Genomic DNA, 21,629 nt, shown 5'->3' with positions numbered 1-21,629 from the left:
CATTTGTACCGTCATGGCAGCGGGGTGAGGGTGACGACGGAGTCTGCGACCGTCTCGACCAGGCCCGGGTCGTGGCTGGCGAACAGGATCGCCGTACCGGACTTCTTCTCCTGGACCAGCCGCTCCGACAGCCACTGGACGCCGTCGACGTCGAGCCGGGCCTCGGGCTCGTCCAGCACCATCAGCTTGCGCGGGCGGACCAGCGCGGTCGCCAGCGCGAGGCGGCGGCGCTGACCCGAGGACAGCGACCCGGGCAACTGGTCGGCGGCGGGCAGTAGTCCGATGTCGTCCAGGATCGTGTCGACCAGATCCTCCGGTTCGGCGTTGCCGTGCGCGCGGGCGAGCAGGTCGAGGTGCTCGGCCGCGGTCAGGTCCGGGAAGAAGTCCAGGTCGTCGAGCAGCGTCGCGACGTCCCGCCGTACCGACTCGGCGCGTTCGTCGATCGGCTGCCCGTCGAGCAGGATCTTCCCGGCCGCGGGGGCCGCCGCGCCGACGATGCACTTGAGCACGGTCGTCTTGCCGGCGCCGTTCGGCCCGACCAGCGCGATCGCTTGCCCGGCGGCGAGGGTGAAGTTCAGCCCCTCGATCACCGGGCGGTCGCCGTACTTGTGCTGCAGCCCCTGGACGGACAAGCGGGGCGCCGCCTTCTTGCTCACTTCTTGCGGACCAGGGTGAGCCCGTCGCCGATACCGAGCATGACGACGTCGACCCGGTCGTCCGCGGCCACGTGCGCGTTGAACTCCTTGCGGTCCGCCGGGCCGTCGGCGTCGATCACCCGCCCGCCGGCCAGCGTGTTGTCGAACAGCAGCAACCCGTTCGGCCGGATCAGCGGCAGCACGGTCTCGAAGTACTTGACGTACCAGTCCTTGTCGGCGTCGACGAACGCCAGGTCGAACGAGCCGTCGAGCTTCGCCACCGACTCGTGCGCGTCGCCGATCCGCAGGTCGATCTTGCCGGCGACCCCGGCGCGCTCCCAGTACTTCCGCCCGATCGAGGTCCACTCGTCGGAGACGTCCAGGCAGATCAGCTCGCCGTCGTCCGGCAGCCCGCGGGAGATCGCCAGCGCCGAGAACCCGGTGAAGGTACCGATCTCGACCGCGCGGCGGGCGCCGATCAGCCGGGTCAGGGTGGTCAGCAGGCCGGCCTGGTCCGCGGTGGTCAGCATGCCGGCCGGGTTGCCGAGCTTCTCGGTCTCGGCGCGCAACTCGGTCGCGATCTCGTCCAGCGGCATCCCGTGGGCGAGCATGTAGTCGTGCAGTTCCTCGGTCACCGGCACCTGATGGCCCATGGGAGTTCCACCCTCCGTGTATTAAGTCGTCGCCTTGTAGTCTCTATGGGTTGCCCGAAGCGTCTTCACCCACCCCAGCTCTACCCGCTGATTAGGGAGCACCACCCATGCGAATCGCCGTCGCCGGATCGATCGCGACCGACATCCTGATGACGTTCCCGGGCCGCTTCAAGGACCAGTTCCTGGAAGAGCAGATGCACAAGGTGTCGCTGTCCTTCCTGGTCGACGAGCTGGTCGTGCACCGCGGCGGGGTCGGCGCGAACATCTGCTACGGCATGGCCCAGCTCGGGTACCCGTCGCTGCTGGTCGGCTCGGTCGGCGCCGACTTCGCGGAGTACGGCGCGGCGCTGACCGCGGCCGGCGTGGACGTGTCACACGTCCGCGTGTGCGAGAACGTACACACCGCGCGGTTCACCTGTACGACGGACCTGGACGCGAACCAGATCGCCTCGTTCTACACCGGCGCGATGGCCGAGGCCCGCGAGCTCGACCTCGGCGCGATCCACCAGGCGGCCGGCGGCGTCGACCTGGTGCTGATCGGCGCCGACGACCCGGACGCGATGCTCAAGCACACCCAGCTCGCCAAGCAGCACGGGATCCCGGTCGCGGCCGACCCGTCACAGCAGCTCGCCCGGATGGAGGGCGAAGCGATCCGGACGCTGATCGACGGCGCGGCGTACCTGTTCAGCAACGAGTACGAGGCCGGCCTGATGGCGCAGAAGACCGGCTGGAGCCATGACGAGATCCTCGAGCGGGTCGGTGTCCGGATCACCACGCACGGCGGCGACGGCGTGGTCATCGAGGACACCACCGGCATCCTCGCGAAGGTCCCCGCCGTACCGGCGCCGAAGCTGGTGGACCCGACCGGCGGTGGCGACGCGTTCCGGGCCGGCTACCTCACGGGACGCGCCGCGGGCCTCGACCACGAGGCCGCCGCCCACCTCGGCTGCACGCTGGCCACCACGGTCCTGGAGACCGTCGGCACCCAGGAGTACACGCTCGATCACCCGACCTTCCTCGACCGCCTCACCAGCGCGTACGGCGCGGACGCCGCCGCCACCGCGAAGCAGGCACTCCGCTCCGCCTGACCCGCGCCCGGGAGGCGGCCGGGACCGAAGGCGTCACCCAACGGCAGGCTGGTGGCCAGCCAGCCGGCCGAGCGCACCGGTCTGGGCGAGGAGTGCGAACCGGTCCGGGTTGCCCCAGTGCTCCACGATCCTGCCGTCCACGACGCGGGCCTGTTCGAAGAGCGTGATGTCGATCGGCGCGTTGCTCGGCGGGCCGAAGAACGGTCCGGTCGCCGTGCCGCGGGCCCGGCCGCGCGCCCAGACCAGGTCACCGACGACGACCGAGTCCTCCAGCGTGTAGACGATGTCCGGCATCAGCTCGTGCACCTGCCGGATCGCGGCCTTCACCTGTGCCCGCGCCTGCTCGCCGCGTCCGGCGAGGCCGAACTGGTGCTCGATCAGGTCCGGCGCACACACCTCGTCGACGATCGCCTCGTTCCCGGTTGCGAACCCCTCCTGCAGGATCCGTTCCAGTACCTCCAGTGGTCCTTCCATGACGCCCCCAATTCACTAGTAATGCACTCGATGCAGTGTCACTGCACTGAACACAGTGATAGTGTGCCGACGTGGCCGAAGCTGTCAAGACCTACCGCCAGGTCCAGGCGGAGGAGACCCGGATCCGGATCGCGCAGGCGGCCCGCCGGCTCTTCGCCGAGCGGGGGTACGGCGCCACGAGCATCGACGCGATCGCGAAACAGGCCGGCGTGGCGACCCGGACGGTGTACTCCGCGTTCGGGACCAAGCGGGAGCTGCTCTCGCTGATCTGCGACCAGTGGCTCGCGGAGGCGGGCGCCCGGGAACGCGCTCAGCAGGTGTTCGCGATCGCCGACCCGGTCGAGCGGCTCCGCGGGGCGGCGGGCTGGCTGGCGAACCTGTACGCCGCCGGCTTCGACGTCGTGCTGATCTTCGAGGCCGCGACCGACGAGAGCCCCGAGACCAGGGCCCTGCTCCGGTCGAAGCTTGCCGGGCGCAACGAGGTGATGGACGCGATGATCGCCTCGCTGAACGACGTACTGCGGGTTCCGCTCAAGCAGGCGCAGGCCATCTACCGCGCGCTCGCCGCACCGGGTGTGTATCAGGAACTGGTCGGCGAATCCGGCTGGAGCCCGGAGGAGTTCGAGGTGTTCGTCGCCGACTCACTCCACCGTCAGCTGCTCTGAGAGCGGGCCCAGAGGCCGCGGACGTGGCCGATGTGGCGGCGCATCAACTGCTCGGCGCCTTCGCCGTCGCCGGACTCGACGAGGTCCAGGAGCTCGTGGTGTTCGGCGGCGGACGGGACCAGCCGGCCGCTCTCGACGAGCGGGGTGAGTCCGAGCAGGCGGGTCTGTGAGCGCAGGTCGGACACCACCTCGACGAGCTTCGGGTTCCCGGAGTACGTGAGCAGTGTGACGTGGAACACCCGGTCCGCCTCGATGTACGCGATCAGGTCGCCCGCCTCGGCCGCCACCACGATCTCCTCGGCCAGCGCCCGCAGCCGAGGGTAGTCCGCGGCCGGGATCGCCGCGACCACGTCCCGCACGGTCGGCGGCTCGATCAGCTGGCGGAGCGCCGCCAGGTTGTCCAGGTCCTCGTCGGACACCTCGGTGACCCGGAAGCCCTTGTTCCGCAACGAGATCACCAGGCCCTCGCGGACCAGGTCCAGCATCGCCTCCCGGACCGGCGTCGCGGAGACGCCGAACCGCGCGCCGAGCGTCGGCGCCGAGTACACCTCCCCCGGCTTCAGCTCGCCGGAGATCACCGCCGCCCGGAGCGCGTTGGCCACGCTGTCGCGCAGGTTCTCGCGCTGCGCCAGCCGCCGTACGCTCGGCAGCGGCCCGATCGAATCGGCAGTCATCGGTTCACCTCCCTGATCGCCCATTGTGAAACACGCCGGTCAGTTGTCCCGGATGCCACCCCCGATCGCGGCGACCAGTTCGGTCAGCCGCTCGAACACCCGGTCGGAGCCGAGCCCGTCGTGCTCGTACTCGTTCGTCACCCAGGCCTGCACGTTCCCGACCCGGCGCGCGGTGTCCAGCTGCAGGCCGGAGTCGACGTACATGTCGTCGAAGTAGACCGCGGCCGCCACCGGTACGTCGTTCGCCGCGAGCCTCTCGTGGTCGTACAGGTCCGGCCAGCTCGGGCGCTGTGCGAGCAGCTCGACGGCGCCCCGGAACGGCCGCAGCCCGCGGATCTCCTCGAACATCCAGGGGTACATCATCTCGCCGGTGAACAGCAGCGGCCGGGCGTCCTCGGCGAACTCCGGGCGGCGCGCCCGCTCCGCCTCGGCCGCCCAGCCGGTCGCGCCGTCGCCGGATCCGTAGATGCTCTCCTGGAGCGCCGCGAACAGCGGATTCCCCAGGTACGACGACTGCGCCTGGACCTGGCCGAGGAACGTGTCGGACAGCTCGTCGCCGTCGAAGGCCTCGTCGAGGAGCCAGTGGATCCGCTCGTACCCGGGCTGCATCCCGAAGTCGATCCCGAGCGACTGCAACCGCCGTACGGTCAGGCGATCGCCGTCCGGCAGCCGTACGTCGTCAGCCGCGAGCCGATCCGCCAGCCGGCCGACCCGCTCCACGTTGTGCGGGTAGCGACGGTAGAACTCGCGGTTCTTCGCCGCGACCCGCGGATAGGTCCGCCGGTAGACCTCGGCCGCCGACGGGTCGATCGACGCGAGTCCGCCGGTGACGTAGCAGGCCGACAGGCCGTCGTTCGCCTTCGAGAGGTAGGTGAGCGTCAGGAAGCCGCCGTAGCTCTGGCCGAGCGTCGACCAGCGCTTCCCGCCGAAGACGGCCTTCCGTAGGTGTTCGGCGTCCGCGACGATCGAGTCCGCGCGGAAGTGCGCGAGGTACGCGGCACCTTCGGCCGCGGTCATCGCGGCCATCCGGCGGCCGCTCACCGGCGTACTGCGACCGGTGCCGCGCTGATCCATCAGCACGACCCGGTGCGTCTTCAGCGCCTGTCCGATCCACCCCGAGGCGCTGACCGGCCGCGGACCCTTGCCACCCGGACCGCCCTGCAGATACAGCAGAACGGGCAGTTCCTCGTCCTTCCGGGTCGGATCCACCAGCTCCCGGGCGAACAGGCTGATCGACTCCCCCGGCGCTTCCCAGTCGAGCGGAACGTCGACAGTGTGCTCCCGGACGTGCATCCGGGGAATTGTGTAGCTGGTCATCCCGCCTCTTTCTGCCTGCGTCTGGCGTCCCACTCCGGGTTGATCCGCGGTACGGCCGCCAGCAAGGTTCTGGTGTAGGAGTCCTGCGGGTCGCCGAACACCTGCTCCCGCGACCCGAGCTCCACGATTCTGCCCCGGTTCATCACCGCGACGCGCTGCGAGATCTGCCGGACGACCGCCAGGTCGTGCGCGATGAAGATGTAGCTGAACCCGCTCTCCCGCTGCAGCCGCATCAGCAGCTCGAGGACCTGCGCCTGGATCGACACGTCGAGCGCCGACACCGCCTCGTCGCAGATCACCAGCTTCGGGTTCACGGCCAGCGCGCGGGCGATGCCGATCCGTTGCGCCTGCCCGCCGGAGAACTGCGCCGGGTAGCGCCGGCAGTGGTCCGGGTTCAGCCCGACCCGCTCCATCAGCTCCTGCGCGAACGCACGCTTGGAGCCGGTCGGCGTGATGCCCTGGTAGGTGAGCGGTGCGGTGATGATCCGCTCCACCGTGTACCGCGGGTTCAGCGACGAGAACGGGTCCTGGAACACCACCTGCACGTCGTTCCGGAAGGCGGCGAGATCCTTGCCCCGGGCACGGGTCACGTCCTGCCCGTCGAAGACGACCGTACCGCTGGTCGGCTCCAGCAGCCGGGCCGCGATCCGTGCGGTGGTGGACTTCCCGCTGCCGGACTCGCCGACGATCGCGAGCGTCTCGCCGAGCTCGACGTCGAAGCTCACGTCGTCCACCGCGGTGAACGTGGTCTTCCGCGCCCGGGCCCCTTCGCCGCGCGTGACGAACTCCTTCGTCACGCCCCGCACTTCCAGCAATGTCATGACGCTACCTCGTCGTCGATTCCGTCGTCGATTCTGGGTACGGCGTCCAGCAGCATCCGGGTGTACTCGTGCCGAGGGTCCGAGAACACCTGCTCCGCCGTCCCGTACTCGACCGGATCGCCTGACTGCATCACCAGCACCCGGTGGGCGATCGAACTGATCACCGCCAGGTCGTGGGTGATGAAGATCATCCCCGTACCGGTCGTCGACTGCAGCTCGGCGAGCAGCTCCAGGATCTGAGCCTGCACGGTCACGTCGAGCGCCGTCGTCGGCTCGTCCGCGATCAACAGCGACGGTGAGCAGCACAACGCCATCGCGATCATCACGCGCTGCCGCTGACCGCCGGAGAACTGGTGCGGATAATGATCCACCCGGCGCCCCGGATCGGGAATCCCGACCCGCTCCAGCGCCTCGATCGCCACCCGGCGCGCGTCCTTCCGGGTGCCGCCGCGATGGGCGCGGTACATCTCCTCGATCTGCAGACCCACCGTGTAGTAGGGATTCAGCGACGACAACGGGTCCTGGAACACCATCGACACCGCGTTGCCGCGCACCGACCGGAGCTCGCGGTCGGTCCGGCCGAGCAGTTCGGCGCCGTCGAGCTTCACGCTGCCCGACGTCCGGGCGCCGCGCGGCAGCAGCCCGAGGACGGCGAGCGCGGTCATCGACTTGCCCGACCCGGACTCGCCGACGATCCCGACGGTCTCGTCCTGACCGACGGTGAACGACACGTTCTTCACCACGTCGACCGGTCCACGCCCGGTCGGCAGGGTGACCGTCAGATTGTCGACAACAAACAGTTCACCGCTCATGACGACACCACCCGTACCCGCGGATCCAGGGCGGTGTAGAGCAGGTCGACCACGACGTTGCCGATGACAACGAAGAACGCGGCCAGCAGCGTCACCGCCATGATCACCGGCTGGTCGTTCTTGGCGATCGAGTCGGCCGCCATCTTGCCGATCCCGTTCAGGCCGAACACAGTCTCGGTGATCAGCGCACCGCCGAGCAGGCCGGCGAAGTCCATCCCGAAGATCGTGGTGATCGGCGTCAGCGCGGGCCGAAGCGCGTGCCGGCGCATGATCAGCGTTCCGCTCAGGCCCTTCGCCCGGGCGGTCCGGAAGTAGTTCTCCGACAACGTGTCGATCACGTTGCTCCGGGTCAGCCGTGCGTACAGACAGGCGTAGCCGACGGCCAGCACCACCCACGGCATCAGGTACGACTCGAACCAGACAATCGGATTGTCAACAAAAGACACCACCGACGGGAACGGCAGCACCTGCAACTTCACGACCAGGACGTACTGCAGGACGAGCGCGAGCACGTAGTTCGGCACGCTGACGCCGCCGAGCGCGAGCGCCATCGCCGAACGGTCCCACCAGGTGCCCTGCTTGACCGCGCTGATCAGACCGCCGATCACGCCGGCGAGCAGCCACAGCACGGCCGCGCCGACCGCGACCGTCACGCTGACGGGCAGCCGGGCGGTGATCATGCTCCACACCGACTCGTTGGTCTGGAAGGAGTACCCGAGACACGGCGCCGAACAGTGCACCGAGCCGTAGTCCCGGCCGGCGAAGATCCCGCTCAGGAACTCCCAGAACTGGGTCAGGATCGGCTGGTTCAGCCCGAGCACGTTCCGGATCGAGTCGATGCGTTCCGGCGTACATGTCTTGCCGCAGATCATCACCGCAGGATCCGGCGACAGCTCGAAGAAGATCAGGTACGTGAACAGGCAGACGGCCAGCAGGATCAGTACGACGCCACCGAGCCGTCCCAAGACATACCGGGTCATGCCGCCTCTCCCTGGTCGATGAGGGTGCGGATCTTGTCGCCGAGGACGGTCAGCGACAGCACCGTGAGGAACAGGAACGCACCAGGGATCGCGAAGAACATCGGGTCCACCGAGTACCAGCTGACCGAGCTCGCGATCATCTGGCCCCAGGACGCGGTCGGCGGCGAGACCCCGACACCGAGGAACGACAGGCCGGCCTCGGTGCCGATGTACCCCGGGATCGCGAGCGTCGTCATCACCACGATCGAGCCGCGCAGGTTCGGCAGGATCTCCCGGAACACCACCTGGGTGTCCTTCGCCCCGGACGCCCGGGCCGCCTCGACGAACTCGCGGTTCGCCAGCGTCATGGTCTGACCGCGGATCACCCGGGCCAGGTACGGCCAGCCGAACGCGCTGATCACCACGACCAGCAGCACCGGCCGGTTCCCGGACGGCAGCGAGGACAGGATCGCGATCATGAAGATCAGCGCCGGGAACGCCATCAGGAAGTCCATCAGCCGGGAGATCACCTGATCCACCCAGCCGCGGTAGAACCCGGCCAGCATGCCGAGCACCACGCCGAGGATCCCGGTCAGCAGGGTCGCGGACAACGAGATCGTGATCGACACCCGGGCGCCGTACACGATCCGGGCGAACAGGTCGCGGCCGTTCTGCGGCTCGACACCGAACCAGTGCGAGCCGCTGATCCCGCCGAGCGAGCCGCGCGGCAGCCCGCCGAGGTCGGAGTTGATCGCGGCGGAGTCGAACTGGTACGGACCCCAGCCGCTGAGCTTGGTGATCAACGGCGCGGCGATCGCCATCAGCACCACGATCGCGAGGAACGCCAGGCAGGCCAGCGCGCCCTTGTCCCGCGTGATCCTGGTGAGCAGCCGCTTGCCCGAGGTGGGCGGTGCCGCGCTCGGCACCGCCTCCTCGACCTCGACCAGAGTCGGGCTGGTTGTCACTTGCTCGCGTCCTTCAGGCCGACCGACACCAGGTCGATGCCGCCGGAGAACCCGTCGTGCAGGTAGGCGCCGCCGATGTTGCCACCGACAAGCATCAGCACCTTTTCGTAGAGCAGCGGCACGACCGGCGCGAGCGCCATGATCTGCTTGTCGAGTTCGCCGTACGCCTTGTTCGCGGCGTCCACGTCGGTCAGCTTGGAGATCTCGTCGATCTTCGCGTTCACGCCCGGGTCGTTCAGCTGCGACAGGTTGGTGTTGCCCTTCGGGGTGATGTTGCGGCCGTCGAACAGCGGCGGCAGGAAGGTCGCGCCGGACGGCCAGTCCGGGCACCACCCGGTGATCGCGGCGTCGTGCTGCTGGGACGTCGTACCGATCACCTCGTAGTACGTCGCGGTGTCGATCGTGTTGATCTTCACGGTGATCTTCAGCGGCTCCAGCGCCTGCTGGATCGCGACCGCCATCGCCTGCATCTTCGGTTGCGCGCGGGTGTCGAGCGTCATCGTGAGGCCTGCTCCGAACCCCGCCTCGGTGAGCAGCTTGCGGGCGGCGTCGGGGTCGCCCTTGTGGTCCGGGCTCGGGTACGGGTCGTAGTCCACCCGGCCGGTGATCGTCGGCGGCTGGATCGTCGTACCGATCTCGGCGAGCGCCGATCCGCCGTCGGCGTCCCGGACAGTCTGCTTGTTCACCGCGAGGTTGATCGCCTGCCGGACCTTCACGTTGTCCAGCGGCTTCTTCGTGGTGTTCAGCCCCATGTACGTCGTACAGCCGTTGATGCCGGTCATCGTCCGCTGCTTCAGCTGCGGCGTCTGCATCCGGGCGACGCTGGCGGCCTGGACGGTACCGGCGATCGCGTCCGCGTCGGTGCCCTGGCCGGCGATCATCCGCTCGTCGATCGTCGCCGGGTCGAGCCCGAACGTCCACTGGAACACGTCCGGGTTCGCGGTCCGGACGTCGTCGGTCTTCTTGTCCCACTTGTCGTTGCGGACCAGCTTCAGCGAGGCGCCCGGCTTGTAGTCCGCCAGCTTGTAGGGCCCGGACGCGATCGGCTTGCTGTCCAGCGCGTTGCCCGCGCCCTGGCCCTTCGGCACCGGCGTGAACGTGTTCTGCGCGACCACGCTGCCGAAGTCGGCGAACGGCTTCTTCAGGTGGAAGACGACGGTCTTCGCGTCCGGGGTCTGGATCGTTGCCAGGTCACCGGACTTGTACGGGCCCTGGTACGACGCGGGCGCCTCGATCAGCTGCTTCGCGTACGGCGAGCCGATGCCGATCTCCGGGTCCCACGCGCGCTCGACGCCCCACTTCACGTCCGCGCTGGTGATCGGCGCACCGGTCTCGAAGAACAGCCCGTCCTTCAGCGTGAACGTCCAGGTCTTGCCCCCGTCGGTCGGCTTGCCGGTGTCGGTGGCGAGGTCCGGGACGATCTTCGTACCGGCCGCGCCCGGCGCCGCGCCCTGGGTGGTGAGCGTGCGGTAGATCAGCCGGTAGAAGTTGTTCACGCCGCCGTCGAACCCGCGGGCCGGATCCAGGTGCGAGAACGCCGCGTTCGCGAGCACCTGCAACGTACCGCCCTTGGCAGCCTTGGCGCCGGGGCCTTCGGACGCGCCCTTCGTCCCGGACGCACCGCCGCCGCACGCGGTGAGGGTCAACGCGGCCGCTGCCACGAGCCCGACCAGCTTCGAGGTTCTCTTCATCAGTCTTCTCTTTCGGTTCGCAGCCACACACGCATGGCCAGGGGCTGACGGTTTCCCCAGAGGAAGTACGGCGACAACGTCGCCGGCACGTGCTTCGAGGCGGTCTCCTGGGGTGTTCCGGTGAGGACGGGGTACAACTCGGGCGCGGGCGGTGGGGCGACGCCCGCGGTGAGCTCGAGTACGACGTGGTCGTCGTTCGTGCGCGGGGTCGCTCGTCCCACACCCGCCGGGGTGAGCAGCAGGTCGTCGACCGGGGCGTCCACGTCTTGTTGCTCGACGCAATAGACAAGCGGTCCGCGAGCAACAGCAATCGCTCCACGGGTCGCATCCACGTATGGGTGCGCGCCGTGCGCTCTAGGTGCCATCGGCAACGTCAGCCGGAGGACATCCCCAGGCACGAACGCCCGACGGACCCGAACCCAACCCTCCCTCTCTTCAGCCGAACCGCCGGGCGCTGTGAGGGTTGGGTTGGTGGTCCACTTGGGGACCCGGAGGGCGATCGTGAGCTCCTCCGAGGGGGCGTTCTCTACGGTGAGGGTGACTTCCCCGTCCCACGGGTAGTCGGTGGTGACGGTGACGGTGAGCTCTCCGGTCGTGATGCGGGCGTTGGCGTAGATGCCTACGTACAGGGTGTTGTCGCGGTGCAGGGCGACGTGGTCCTGGAGCTCGGACATCCAGCGGATGATGTTCGGCGGGCAGCACGGGCAGCCGAACCAGGCGCGGCGGAGGAGCTCGCCGCCGTCCTCGGCACCCGAACGCTGCTCGTGATCCGGCCGGCGCTGCAGCGGGTTGTCGTAGAAGAACGCCGTACCGTCGGCCGAAAGCCCTACCGCATAAGCGTTGTAGAGCACCGTCTCGTACACGTCGAGGTACGACGCCTTGCCGGTCGCGCGGAACATCCGCCACGCCCACTGCATCGTCGCGATCGCCGCACACGTCTCGGCGTACGCCCGCTCGGACGGCAGCTCGTACCGGTCGCCGATCGCCTCGTCGGAGTGCCGGCTGCCGAGCCCGCCGGTGAGGTACAGCTTGGTCGCGACCATGTCGTCCCACAGCCGCTCGAGCGCCGCGAGCAACGTCGGATCACCGGTCTCCAGGTGGACGTCGGCCGCGCCGGCCGCGAGGTACGCCATGCGTACGGCGTGCCCGGTCACGGACGGCAACTCCCGGAACGGGACGTGGTCCTGGAAGTACTCCCCAGGGAAGATCGTGTGCTTGAGCTTCCCCTGCCCGCGCCGGTCGACGAACAGCTGCGCCTGCGTCAGGTACGCCGCCTCGCCGGTTTCACGATAAAGCTCGACCAGCGCCATCTCCACCTCGGGATGACCGTCGACGACCTCCTCCCCGTCCGTTCCGTACTTCCGGACGACGAGATCCGCGAACCGCCGGGCGATTGTCAACAATCTGCCGTCCGACAACCGCCGCTGCGCCGCGACGGCCGCCTGGATCAGGTGGCCGAGGTTGTACAGCTCGTGCCCCCAGCCGAGGTCCGACCAGGGCTGCTTCGGCTGGTCGGGATCCTGGAAGTACGAGTTCAGGTAGCCGTCGTCCGCCTGCGCCTCCTCGAGCAGTCCGACAACCTCGTCGTAGAACTCCCGAGCGCCCACCGGCGCGTCCTCGCGACCGACCTCGTAGGCGAGTCCTTCGAGGGTCTTGTACAGGTCCGTGTCCAGGAACGGGTACCGCCCGCGGTACCCGCCGACGGACGGGTCGCCGAGCCGGCGGAGGTTCTCCAGGTTGCCGGCCTTGCGGAGTTCGGCGATCGCGTGCGGGATGGTCGCCGCCCGGTTCCGCTGCTGCCAGGCGTGCAGCAACCCGCCGGTGAGCTGCACTTCGAGGTCTGTACCGTGTGACATTGCACTGACCTTAAGTGCAATGTCACACCTTGCCAACCCCTGACGGAAGAGGTTTACACGCCGGAAACCAACGACCGGTGGCCCCTCGATCCGAGATCGTGTTCGGGTGAGCGCGCCCCGTATCAGCCTGCGCCGAGCGGTGCCCAGGCCTGCCGGCTACCTGTACCGCGTGACCGCCGCGGTCACGTTCGTGACCTTGCTGCTCGTCTGGTTGCTCGACGAGTTGCTCGCGACGACCGCTCCGGACCCGTGCGAGAACGTCCCCCGCGGAACCGTCTGCGAGCCGCCCCCGGCGCTCGACCGCTCCGACGGGTACACCAGCGGCCTGGAGCTGTTCCTGTGGACGATCGCCGTCGAGCTGCTCGTGATCGCCTGCTACCTGGGCCTCGCCCTCGCGCGCCGGGCCATCGACCTGCGCGCGGCACTCCGCTGGTCGCCGGCGGCGGTCATGCTCGTCCTGCTCGCCGTCGGTGGCTTCGGCTGGGTGCTCGACGACAGCCGCACGCTGAGCGACTCGCTCGGCATCGGCTACCTGATCCTCTTCGGCTGCTGGCTGCTCACACCGCTCGTCCTGTACGACGTCTACCGCGGCGACCGCGCGGCCGTCGTCCCGGTCGCGATCGGCCTCGCGCCGACCGCGGTCCTGAACGCGGCGTTCCAGGACTGGACCACGTCACTGCCCGCCGTCATGCTCGTCGTCGCGATCGCCACGGTCGTCGTCGTCCACCTCCGCCGGCGGCAGCGGTCACAGCCGCGGGTCGACCGGCTCTGATTCGAGAGCGAGTACGGCGAACACGCATTCGTGGATGCGCCACAGCGGTTCGCCCTGCGCGGCGCGGGTGAGCGACTCCAGTCCGAGCGCGTACTCACGCAGCGCAAGCGACCGCTTGTGCCCGAGGTTCCGGTCACGCAGCCGGGTGAAGTTCGCGGGATCGGTGTAGTCGGGACCGTAGATCAGCCGCAGGTACTCCTGCCCGCGGACCTTCAGTCCCGGCTGCGCCAACCCCTTCGCCGTCCGCGTCAGGTTCGCGGCCGGCTTCACCACCATGCCCTCTCCCCCGGCGCCGGTCAGCTCCTCCCACCACGCGACGCCGGCGTCCCAGTTGCCGGCGTCGACGTACAGCCGCCGCGTCGGCGTGACCAGGTCGGGGCCGGCCGCAACCATCCGGTCCGCGAGGTCGAGGTGCCAGCGGTGCGGCCGGTCGTGGTACGTCGCCCCTTCGGACGCGAGCACCTGGAACGGCGCGAGCCGTACGCCGTCCAGCCCGTCCGTCGGCCAGCAGTACCGCCGGTACGCCGCGGTGAACCGCTCCGCGTTCGCCGTACGCCGCTCGACCGTGGCCAGCAGCTCTCCCACCTCCAGCCCGGCGTCACGCGCGGACCGTAGCGCGGCGGTTGCGGCAGGCAACGACGTACGGGCAGCCGCCCCGACCGCGGCGTACTGGTTCCGCAGCAGGTCCTCGGCCTTCGCGCTCCATGGCAGCAGTTCCGCGTCGATCAGCACCCAGGACGAGCCCAGCTCCTCGAAAACACCAGCAGCCGAAGCGACCGCTCGCAGCCGCAGCAGCAGCTCGTCGGTCAGCTCCGCGTCGAAGAACGACCGCCCGGTCCGCGTGTGGATCGCACCACGCCCGGCCAGCCCGAACCGCTGCTCGGCGACGTCGTCGTCCCGTGTCAGCAGCACGACGGCCCGCGAGCCCATGTGCTTCTCCTCGCACATCAGCTCCGTGACGCCTTGCCCGCGGTACGTCTCGAACGCCTGCCGCGGGTGCTCCAGCAACCCCGGCTCCGGCGAGGTCGCGACCGGGCTCATCGTCGGCGGCAGGTACAGCAGGAACCGCGGGTCGATCGCGAACCGGCTCATCACCTCGAGCGCCGCACCGGCCTGCTCCTCGCGGACACTCAGCCGCCCGTGCGTCGCTGTCTCGATCACGCGGCGGCCGGTCACGTCGGTCAGCTGGAGCACGTCGGGTTCCCGCTCGGGTGCCGTTGCCACGTGCAACGGTTTCGCGGGGGCGTAGTACTCCTCGGCGGCCGGCACCGACACCAGCTCCCGCTCCGGGTAGCGCAGCGCGGTGAGCGATCCGCCGAACACGCAGCCGGTGTCCAGGCAGATCGTGTTGTTGATCCACTCCGGCTCGGGCGTCGGCGTGTGACCGTAGACGACCATCGCGCGACCGCGGTAGTCGTTCGCCCACGGGTACCGCACGGGCAGCCCGAACTCGTCGGTCTCGCCGGTCGTCTCGCCGTACAGGCAGAACGAGCGGACGCGCCCCGACGTACGGCCGTGCATCCGCTCGACCAGGCCGGCGTGCGAGACGACCAGCTTGCCGCCGTCGAACACGTAGTGCGAGATCAGGCCGTCGATGAACGCCGCGACCTGGTCCCGGAACTCCTGCGGCTCGGCGGCCAGCTGTTCCAGCGTGGTTTCCAGGCCGTGGCTGATCTTCACGTTCTTGCCGCGCAGCGCGCGGAGCAGTTTGTCCTCGTGGTTGCCGGGCACGCAGTATGCGTTGCCGCCGGCAACCATTCCGATCACGAGCCGCAGTACGCCGGGAGTGTCCGGGCCGCGGTCGACCAGGTCGCCGACGAAGATCGCGCGACGATCCGGATGGGTGGCGTCCACCGGGCGGCCGCTGCCGTCGCGGATCAGGGTGTAGCCGAGGTCGGTGAGCAGGCGCTCGAGCTCGGGGCGGCAGCCGTGGACGTCGCCGATGATGTCGAACGGACCGGTCCGGTCGGTGAGGTCGTTGTACAGCCGGGTGCGTTCGATGCTCACGGCATCGATCTCTTCGACGCTGCCGAGCACGTGGACGGTGCGGAACCCCTCGCGTTTCAGGCTGCGCAGACCGCGCTTGAGCTGCGAGCGCTGGCGAACGATCACCTTGCTGCCGAACTGGCGGTCGGCGCGTCGCTCGTTGCGCTCGACACACACGCGCTCGGGCGGATCGAGGACGATCGCCACCGGGAGTACGTCGTGCTCACGGGCCAGGTTGACGAGCTCCTTGCGGGCGTCCGGCTGGACGTTGGTCGCGTCGATCACGGTCAGCCGACCGGCAGCCAGGCGCTTGCCCGCGATGAAGTGCAGCACCTCGAAGGCGTTCTTGGTGGCGGCCTGGTCGTTCTCGTCGTCGGACACCAGGCCCCGGCAGAAGTCGCTCGAGATCACCTCGGTGGGCCGGAAGTGTGCCCGCGCGAACGTCGACTTCCCGGATCCACTTGCCCCTACAAGCACCACCAGACACAGGTTGGGGATCTGCATCAGTTCGTCCCCTCTCGGCGGAACAGGGCGAGTTGGGTGGGTGGACCGACCTCTGGGTCGTCCGGACCTACCGGGCGGAATTCGACCGAGTAGCCGTAGCGGTCGGCGACTTGCGTCGACCAGGTGCGGAACTCCGCGCGGGTCCACTCGAAGCGGTGGTCGGGGTGGCGATAGTTGCCGGCCGGGAGCGACGGGAAGCGGACGTTGTACTCGCTGTTCGGGGTGGTGAAGACGGCCGCCGCCGGGCGGGCGGCGTGGAAGACCGAGTGTGCGAGTGCGGGCAGGCGTGGCGGGTCGACGTGTTCGACGACCTCCATCAGTACGACGGCGTCCAGGCCGGCGAGGCGTTCGTCGGCGTACGTCACCGACGACTGCAGGAACTTCAGCCGGTCCCGCTGCCGGTCCGGCAGGTCGTCGTAGTGCAGCCGGCGTTTCGCCGCGAGCAGCGACCGCACCGAGACGTCCGTCGCGATCAGCTCACCCACCATCGGGTCCTTGAGCAGGTCGCCGACCAGCGCGCCTTCCCCGCAGCCGATGTCCGCGATCCGCCGCGCCCCGAGCTCCCGCAGTACGCCGGCCACCGTCGTACGGCGTTCGACGGCGAGCGACACCGAACCCTCGTCGGTGCTCTCCTCCGCCAGCTCCAGCCCGTCGACCTCCGTGAGCCGTTCGAGCGCGGCGTCGGCCAGGTAGCGCCGGTGCGCGAGATAGCGACGCGAGATCAGCTCCTTCTCCGGATGCGCCGACAGCCAGCCCTCACCGGCCCGGACGAGCTTGTCGACCTCGTCCGACCCGACCCAGTAGTGCTTCGCGTCGTCGAGCACCGGGAGCATCACGTACAGGTGGTGCAGCGCGTCGGCCAGCCGAAGTACGCCGTTCAGCCGCAGGTCGACGTAGCGCGAATCGCCCCACCCGGGAATCTCCGGGTCGAGCGGCACGGGGCGGGCGTCGACGGTCCACCCGAGCGGCGCGAACAGCCGCTCCGCGAGGTCGGAGCGGCCGGTGCAGGGCAGCGCCGGCACGTGCACGTCCAGCGGGATCGCCCGTGCGGCGAGCTCCGGGCGGGCGTCGCAGCGGCCGTTCATCGCCGTACGGAAGAGTTTTCCGAGCGCGACCGCGAGCAGGCTGGAGGCGGCGTACGGACGGTCGTTCACGTACTGGCCGAGCGTGAAACCCCCGGCCGCCTTGCCGCGGCCGGCCCGCACCAGGCCGATCGGGTCGATCTCCAGCAGGACCGCCGCCGTACAGCGGTCGGCGGTGGCTTCCGGGTAGAACACATGGGCCGATCCGCCGGTGACGTCGATAGCCTGCGGTCGGGCCGGGTTCTTGTGCAACAGGAACCCGAAATCGCTCGCGGGGGCGTCCACTCCGGAAAGATCGGTGCCAAGTGTCAGGAACACCCGACGTATTCGATCACGTGTCGCGGATCGAGACACGCGGATTAGGGTCTGGCGTGTTCAGGGGTTTGGTTCTAGCTTGAGAACAGAAGATGTGTCGCTACAGACCGTTCTTCCCCGCTGACGCTCGGTACACGTCCCCGGTTTGTGGCGAGAGCCCAATCACGCCACGACTACGGGGAAAGGATCATGGCAGCTCTCACACGCCGCACGGGGTGTCGCCGGTGAAACCCCAGACGTTCGAACTCGTCCGTTACGCCGACATCAGCGGGGTCTCCGGAACCGGCGTCGTCGCCGAAGGCTGTGTCTTCACCGACGGCTCGGTCGCCCTGCGCTGGCACGGCGCGAACCCCTCGACGGCCGTCTGGCCGGACCTGGACTCCATCCTCGCCGTCCACGGCCACCACGGTGCCACCGTGGTGCGCTGGCTGGACGTCTCCGAGATGGAGCCCGTCCCGGGCACCGACCTGCTGCCCGGCGAGGTCGCCCACATCCTCGCCACCGGCCGCCGCACCCACCACAACACCCCGGCCGCCGCCTCGGCCTGACCGGATCTTCGACTGGCCGCCTACGGGGTGAGGCCGGTCAGGGCGAAGAACTCGGCGCGGGAGCTGGGGTTCTCGCGCAGGGTGCCGTGCAGGGCGGACGTGACGGTCCGCGAGCCCGTCGCCCGGACGCCGCGCAGCGACATGCACTGGTGCTCGGCCTCGATCACCACGCCGACGCCCTTCGGTGCCAGGTGGTCCTGCAGCCAGTCCGCGACCTGCTTGGTCAACCGCTCCTGCACCTGGAAGTCGCGGGCGAAGAGCTCCACCACCCGGGCCAGCTTCGACAGCCCGAGGATGCGGTCGCCGGGCAGGTAGCCGACGTGCGCGACACCCTGGAACGGCAGCAGGTGGTGCTCGCACAACGACTGCACAGGGATGTCCTTGGCGAGCACGAGTTCGTCGTACCCCTCGTCGTTGGGGAACGTGGTGAGCTCGAACTCCCGCGGGGTGAGCATTTCGGCGTACGCGTTCGCCACCCGGCGCGGGGTGTCCGCGAGGTGCGCGCTCTGCGGGTCGCGCCCGAGGGCGGTCAGCAGGTCCGCGACGGCACGTTGCGCGGCCGGCAGGTCGATCTGCTCCCGGCGCGCGACGATATGGAGGGGGACGGACTCGAGATCGGCCGAGATCGCCATCTGCACTCTCCTGAGGTATCAGCGAACTGTCATCATACTGTTTCATCAACCGAAGTTGTCGATAGAATCATTCCGTGGACACCTCGCGCGATGCCGCCGTCCAGGCGGTCGCCGTACTCGAGGAGCCGACCCGGCGCCGGCTCTACGAGTACGTCGTCGCGCACGCCGAGCCGGTCAGCCGGGACGACGCCGCGAGCGCGCTCGGGATCCCGCGGACGACGGCCGCGTTCCACCTGGATCGGTTGACCGACGAGGGCCTGCTCGAGACGTGCTACGAGCGGCGTACCGGTCGCACCGGACCGGGCGCGGGCCGCCCCGCGAAGCTGTACCACCGCTCCGACCGCGAGATCGAGATCAGCCTCCCGGAACGCCAGTACGCCGTTGCCGGCCGGCTGCTCGCGGCCGCGATCCAGGACGCCGAAACCACCGGCCTCAGCCCCCGCGAGGCCGCCAACCGAAGAGCCCACGACTACGGCGAAACCCTCGCCCGCACCGCCGCCGCCCCCACAGGTGACGCCGCCGACCCAGATGACGCGGCCGGCTCGGCTGGTGTGGGGGATCGTTGGGGGGTGTTGGTCCGGGTGCTTGAGGGGTCCGGGTTCGAGCCGCGGGTGGAGGCGGACGGGATCGCGCTGGCGAACTGTCCGTTCCGGCGGCTGGCGAAGGAGCATCCGGCGCTGGTCTGCGGCATGAACCTGCACCTGGTCGCGGGACTCCTGACCGGCCTCGACTCCCCGCTGCAGGCCGAACTGGCTCCCACCCCTGGCCACTGCTGCGTCCGGATCAGCCGCGGCGGACTGCGGTCCGACGACTGAGCGGTCCGCCGGCGGACCGTTGATGAGTGGCGGGTGTCCGCTCAATAGACTCGGCCCGTGGCTAAGGCGAAGCAAAGTCAGGGCACCCCGGCGACGGTCGCCCTGGTGAAGGCGAAGGTCGAGTTCACGACGCACGCGTACGAACACGACCCGGCGGCGAAGTCGTACGGACTGGAAGCCGCGGAGGCGCTCGGGCTGGACCCGGAGCAGGTGTTCAAGACCCTGCTCGTCGAGGTCGACGGCAAGCTGACGGTCGGCGTCGTACCGGTCGGCAAGCAGCTCGATCTGAAGGCGATCGCGGCCGCGGCCGGCGGGAAGAAGGCCGTCATGGCCGACCCGGCCGCCGCCGAACGCAGCACCGGGTACGTCGTCGGCGGGATCAGCCCGATCGGCCAGAAGCGCGCGCTGCCCACAGTCGTCGACAGCACCGCGGCCGACCACCCGACCGTGTACGTGTCGGGCGGCCGGCGCGGCCTCGACATCGGCCTGTCCCCCGCCGACCTGATCGCGGTGACGAGGGCACGGACGGCCGCCATCGCCCGCTGATCGCGATCACTCGTCGATCGCGTCGGCCGGGATGTCCTCGGCGCCGGTGATGAACGAGACCACATCGCTCATCGACACCTTCTGCGGATCGACGACTCCGGCACGTTTGCCCAGCCGGTGCACGTGGATCCGGTCGGAGACCTCGAAGACCGCGGGCATGTCGTGCGAGATCAGGACGACGGGTAGCCCGCGGTTGCTGATCCGTTTGATCAACTCGAGGACGTGCGCAGTCTCGCGGACGCCGAGCGCGGCGGTCGGCTCGTCCATGATCACGACCTTGCTTCCGAACATCGCCGCCCTGGCCACCGCGACCGCCTGCCGCTGACCGCCCGACAGACTCTCGACCGGTTGGGTGATGTCCTGGATGGTGGCGATGCCGAGCGCGTCGAGTTGGTTGCGGGCCTCGATGCGCATCGCCTTCCGGTCCAGGATCCGGAGCTTGCCGAGCAGCCCGTCGCGGCGGATCTCCCGGCCGAGGAACAGGTTGGTGGTGATGTCCAGCGCCGGCGCCACCGCCAGTGTCTGGTACACCGTCTCGATACCGTTGCGCCGGGCATCGAGCGGCGAGTGGAAGTGCACCGGACTCCCGTCCAGCTCGATCGTCCCGGCATCGGGTTGGAGGGCTCCGGTGAGCGCCTTGATCAGGCTCGACTTACCGGCCCCGTTGTCGCCGACGATCGCCAGTACCTCGCCCGGGTAGAGGTCGAAGTCGGCCCCGTTGATCGCGGTGACGTGGCCGTACCGCTTCACCAGACCGCGCGCGGTGAGCATCGGCGTACGGACAGCAGCGTTCTGTTCGCGTGCCTCGACAGAAGTCATCGGCTCCTCCTCCGCGTCGCCTGGTCGAAGGCCACCGCGGCGATCACCAGGACGCCGGTGGCCAGGTTCTGGTAGTTCGAGTCGATGCCCATCTGGGTGAGGCCGCTGCGCAGTACGGCGACGATGAGCGCGCCGACGACTGTGCCGACGACACCGCCGCGACCGCCGAACAGGCTGGTCCCGCCGATCACGACCGCGGTGATGCTGTCCAGGTTGCCGGTCTGGTACGCGTTCGGGTCGGCGGTCGGCGTACGGCCGAGGGCCATCCAGGCCGCGAACCCGTAGATGATGCCGGCCACGGCGTACACGCTGACCAGGGTCCGGTCGATGTGGATACCGGTCAGGCGCGCCGCCTCCGGCTCGTTGCCGACGGCGTACACGTGCCGTCCCCAACCGGTCTTGGCGAGTACGAACCACATCACCACGAAGAGCACGGCCGCGAGCACCATGCCCATCGTGAATTGGACGCGGCCGAACAGATAGAGCGACGTACCGAGCCAGGTCAGCAACCCGTTCGGCACCGGCCACGTCGTGCCCTTGCTGTACAGGTTGGTGACCGCGGTCATCACCGCGAGCATCCCGAGAGTGACGATGAACGGCGGCAGCTTGACCCGGCTCACCAGGAGACCGGACAGCGTCGCCACCACCGTGCAGGCCACGATCCCCAGCGCCAGCGCCAACGGGCTGGGCAGGTGACCGGTCGCGATCCGGGTCATCAGCAAGGTGCCGAAGACGGCGATCGAAGCGTTCGCCAGGTCGATGCCGCCGGTCAGGATCACCAGCGTCTGGCCGAGTGCCAGGGTACCGACGACGATCGACTGCTGGACGATGAACGAGAAGTTGTCGACGTTCGCGAACGTACTGGTCGCCAGCGAGAAGAAGACGACCGCGACGAGCAGTGCGGCGGTCGGGCCGAGCACCGGGTTGCGGGCGAAGAGCACCCGCAACGCGTCGGTACGGCGGCCGCTGTCAGCGGTGGTCGTTGCCGTGGACATCGATC

General features: G+C 69.3%; 22 protein-coding genes. 6 read left to right on the top strand and 16 right to left on the bottom strand.

What is annotated here, in order from left to right; genetic code table 11:
- Positions 1-11: 11 nt before the first annotated feature.
- Both ccmA and AB0M51_RS03130 read right to left on the bottom strand, forming a co-directional pair.
- Complete coding sequence (gene ccmA / locus AB0M51_RS03135) at positions 12-656, bottom strand: heme ABC exporter ATP-binding protein CcmA (RefSeq protein ID WP_363747869.1); 645 nt, start codon at positions 654-656, stop codon at positions 12-14.
- The gene (locus AB0M51_RS03130; protein WP_363747867.1) at positions 653-1,288 is read right to left on the bottom strand and encodes a class I SAM-dependent methyltransferase; all 636 of its coding nucleotides are present in this window, start codon (positions 1,286-1,288) and stop codon (positions 653-655) included. Before AB0M51_RS03130 ends, ccmA begins: the two co-directional genes overlap by 4 nt.
- A 107-nt stretch (positions 1,289-1,395) precedes the next feature.
- Between AB0M51_RS03130 and AB0M51_RS03125 the strand changes: the two genes are divergently transcribed.
- Positions 1,396-2,376 (top strand): carbohydrate kinase family protein, encoded by a 981-nt coding sequence (locus AB0M51_RS03125; RefSeq protein WP_344198091.1) that lies wholly within the window; start codon positions 1,396-1,398, stop codon positions 2,374-2,376.
- A gap of 33 nt (positions 2,377-2,409) precedes the next feature.
- On the opposite strand, the gene AB0M51_RS03120 is transcribed toward AB0M51_RS03125, so the two are convergent.
- The gene (locus AB0M51_RS03120; RefSeq protein WP_363747866.1) at positions 2,410-2,850 is read right to left on the bottom strand and encodes an ester cyclase; all 441 of its coding nucleotides are present in this window, start codon (positions 2,848-2,850) and stop codon (positions 2,410-2,412) included.
- A 71-nt stretch (positions 2,851-2,921) separates the two neighbouring features.
- Between AB0M51_RS03120 and AB0M51_RS03115 the strand changes: the two genes are divergently transcribed.
- Entirely contained in the window at positions 2,922-3,515 is a 594-nt protein-coding gene (locus AB0M51_RS03115) for a helix-turn-helix domain-containing protein (protein WP_363747864.1), read from the top strand.
- Here AB0M51_RS03115 and AB0M51_RS03110 read toward each other — a convergent pair.
- The 8 genes from AB0M51_RS03110 to AB0M51_RS03075 are packed head-to-tail and all read right to left on the bottom strand — an operon-like array spanning position 3,503 to position 12,610.
- Complete coding sequence (locus tag AB0M51_RS03110) at positions 3,503-4,189, bottom strand: GntR family transcriptional regulator (protein ID WP_344198088.1); 687 nt, start codon at positions 4,187-4,189, stop codon at positions 3,503-3,505. The genes AB0M51_RS03115 and AB0M51_RS03110 overlap by 13 nt on opposite strands.
- 39 nt (positions 4,190-4,228) lie before the next feature.
- Entirely contained in the window at positions 4,229-5,506 is a 1,278-nt protein-coding gene (locus tag AB0M51_RS03105; RefSeq protein WP_344198087.1) for an alpha/beta fold hydrolase, read from the bottom strand.
- Positions 5,503-6,327 carry an ATP-binding cassette domain-containing protein gene (locus AB0M51_RS03100; RefSeq protein WP_344198085.1) on the bottom strand — a complete coding sequence of 275 codons (825 nt, stop codon included), beginning with the start codon at positions 6,325-6,327 and terminating at the stop codon, positions 5,503-5,505. The genes AB0M51_RS03105 and AB0M51_RS03100 overlap by 4 nt, the downstream gene beginning before the upstream one ends.
- Positions 6,324-7,139: an ABC transporter ATP-binding protein gene (locus AB0M51_RS03095; protein WP_344198083.1), complete on the bottom strand. Its 816-nt coding sequence runs from the start codon at positions 7,137-7,139 to the stop codon at positions 6,324-6,326. The genes AB0M51_RS03100 and AB0M51_RS03095 overlap by 4 nt, the downstream gene beginning before the upstream one ends.
- Positions 7,136-8,119, bottom strand: coding sequence for an ABC transporter permease (locus AB0M51_RS03090; protein WP_344198081.1), 984 nt, complete (start codon positions 8,117-8,119; stop codon positions 7,136-7,138). The genes AB0M51_RS03095 and AB0M51_RS03090 overlap by 4 nt, the downstream gene beginning before the upstream one ends.
- On the bottom strand, positions 8,116-9,063 hold the full coding sequence (locus tag AB0M51_RS03085) for an ABC transporter permease (RefSeq protein WP_363747861.1): 948 nt from the start codon (positions 9,061-9,063) through the stop codon (positions 8,116-8,118). The genes AB0M51_RS03090 and AB0M51_RS03085 overlap by 4 nt, the downstream gene beginning before the upstream one ends.
- Positions 9,060-10,754: an ABC transporter substrate-binding protein gene (locus tag AB0M51_RS03080; RefSeq protein WP_363747859.1), complete on the bottom strand. Its 1,695-nt coding sequence runs from the start codon at positions 10,752-10,754 to the stop codon at positions 9,060-9,062. The genes AB0M51_RS03085 and AB0M51_RS03080 overlap by 4 nt, the downstream gene beginning before the upstream one ends.
- On the bottom strand, positions 10,754-12,610 hold the full coding sequence (locus AB0M51_RS03075; RefSeq protein WP_363747857.1) for a beta-L-arabinofuranosidase domain-containing protein: 1,857 nt from the start codon (positions 12,608-12,610) through the stop codon (positions 10,754-10,756). Before AB0M51_RS03075 ends, AB0M51_RS03080 begins: the two co-directional genes overlap by 1 nt.
- A 106-nt stretch (positions 12,611-12,716) precedes the next feature.
- On the opposite strand from AB0M51_RS03075, the gene AB0M51_RS03070 reads away from it, so the two are divergent.
- Positions 12,717-13,382: a hypothetical protein gene (locus tag AB0M51_RS03070; protein ID WP_363747855.1), complete on the top strand. Its 666-nt coding sequence runs from the start codon at positions 12,717-12,719 to the stop codon at positions 13,380-13,382.
- Here AB0M51_RS03070 and AB0M51_RS03065 read toward each other — a convergent pair.
- On the bottom strand, positions 13,356-15,848 hold the full coding sequence (locus tag AB0M51_RS03065) for a polynucleotide kinase-phosphatase (RefSeq protein ID WP_363747853.1): 2,493 nt from the start codon (positions 15,846-15,848) through the stop codon (positions 13,356-13,358). The genes AB0M51_RS03070 and AB0M51_RS03065 overlap by 27 nt on opposite strands.
- Positions 15,849-15,871: 23 nt before the next feature.
- Complete coding sequence (locus AB0M51_RS03060; protein ID WP_363747852.1) at positions 15,872-17,272, bottom strand: 3' terminal RNA ribose 2'-O-methyltransferase Hen1; 1,401 nt, start codon at positions 17,270-17,272, stop codon at positions 15,872-15,874.
- Positions 17,273-17,493: 221 nt separating this feature from the next.
- On the opposite strand from AB0M51_RS03060, the gene AB0M51_RS03055 reads away from it, so the two are divergent.
- Positions 17,494-17,817, top strand: coding sequence for a hypothetical protein (locus AB0M51_RS03055; protein ID WP_344198067.1), 324 nt, complete (start codon positions 17,494-17,496; stop codon positions 17,815-17,817).
- Between the two features lie 20 nt (positions 17,818-17,837).
- On the opposite strand, the gene folE is transcribed toward AB0M51_RS03055, so the two are convergent.
- Positions 17,838-18,449 carry a GTP cyclohydrolase I FolE gene (gene folE, locus AB0M51_RS03050; protein WP_344198065.1) on the bottom strand — a complete coding sequence of 204 codons (612 nt, stop codon included), beginning with the start codon at positions 18,447-18,449 and terminating at the stop codon, positions 17,838-17,840.
- Positions 18,450-18,523: 74 nt separating this feature from the next.
- Between folE and AB0M51_RS03045 the strand changes: the two genes are divergently transcribed.
- Both AB0M51_RS03045 and ybaK read left to right on the top strand, forming a co-directional pair.
- Positions 18,524-19,264 (top strand): helix-turn-helix domain-containing protein, encoded by a 741-nt coding sequence (locus AB0M51_RS03045; protein ID WP_363747849.1) that lies wholly within the window; start codon positions 18,524-18,526, stop codon positions 19,262-19,264.
- 57 nt (positions 19,265-19,321) lie between these two features.
- Positions 19,322-19,810, top strand: a complete 489-nt coding sequence (ybaK, locus tag AB0M51_RS03040; RefSeq protein WP_363747847.1) for a Cys-tRNA(Pro) deacylase — start codon at positions 19,322-19,324, stop codon at positions 19,808-19,810.
- A gap of 6 nt (positions 19,811-19,816) precedes the next feature.
- On the opposite strand, the gene AB0M51_RS03035 is transcribed toward ybaK, so the two are convergent.
- Complete coding sequence (locus tag AB0M51_RS03035) at positions 19,817-20,629, bottom strand: ATP-binding cassette domain-containing protein (RefSeq protein WP_363747845.1); 813 nt, start codon at positions 20,627-20,629, stop codon at positions 19,817-19,819.
- Positions 20,626-21,624, bottom strand: a complete 999-nt coding sequence (locus AB0M51_RS03030; RefSeq protein WP_344198057.1) for an ABC transporter permease — start codon at positions 21,622-21,624, stop codon at positions 20,626-20,628. The genes AB0M51_RS03035 and AB0M51_RS03030 overlap by 4 nt, the downstream gene beginning before the upstream one ends.
- Positions 21,625-21,629 lie beyond the last annotated feature (5 nt).

It is taken from the genome of Kribbella sp. NPDC051137 (assembly GCF_040682535.1).
Lineage (GTDB): Bacteria > Actinomycetota > Actinomycetes > Propionibacteriales > Kribbellaceae > Kribbella > Kribbella karoonensis.
Note: the sequence above shows the minus strand (reverse complement) of the source record. Positions and strands in the feature narration are given on the sequence as shown.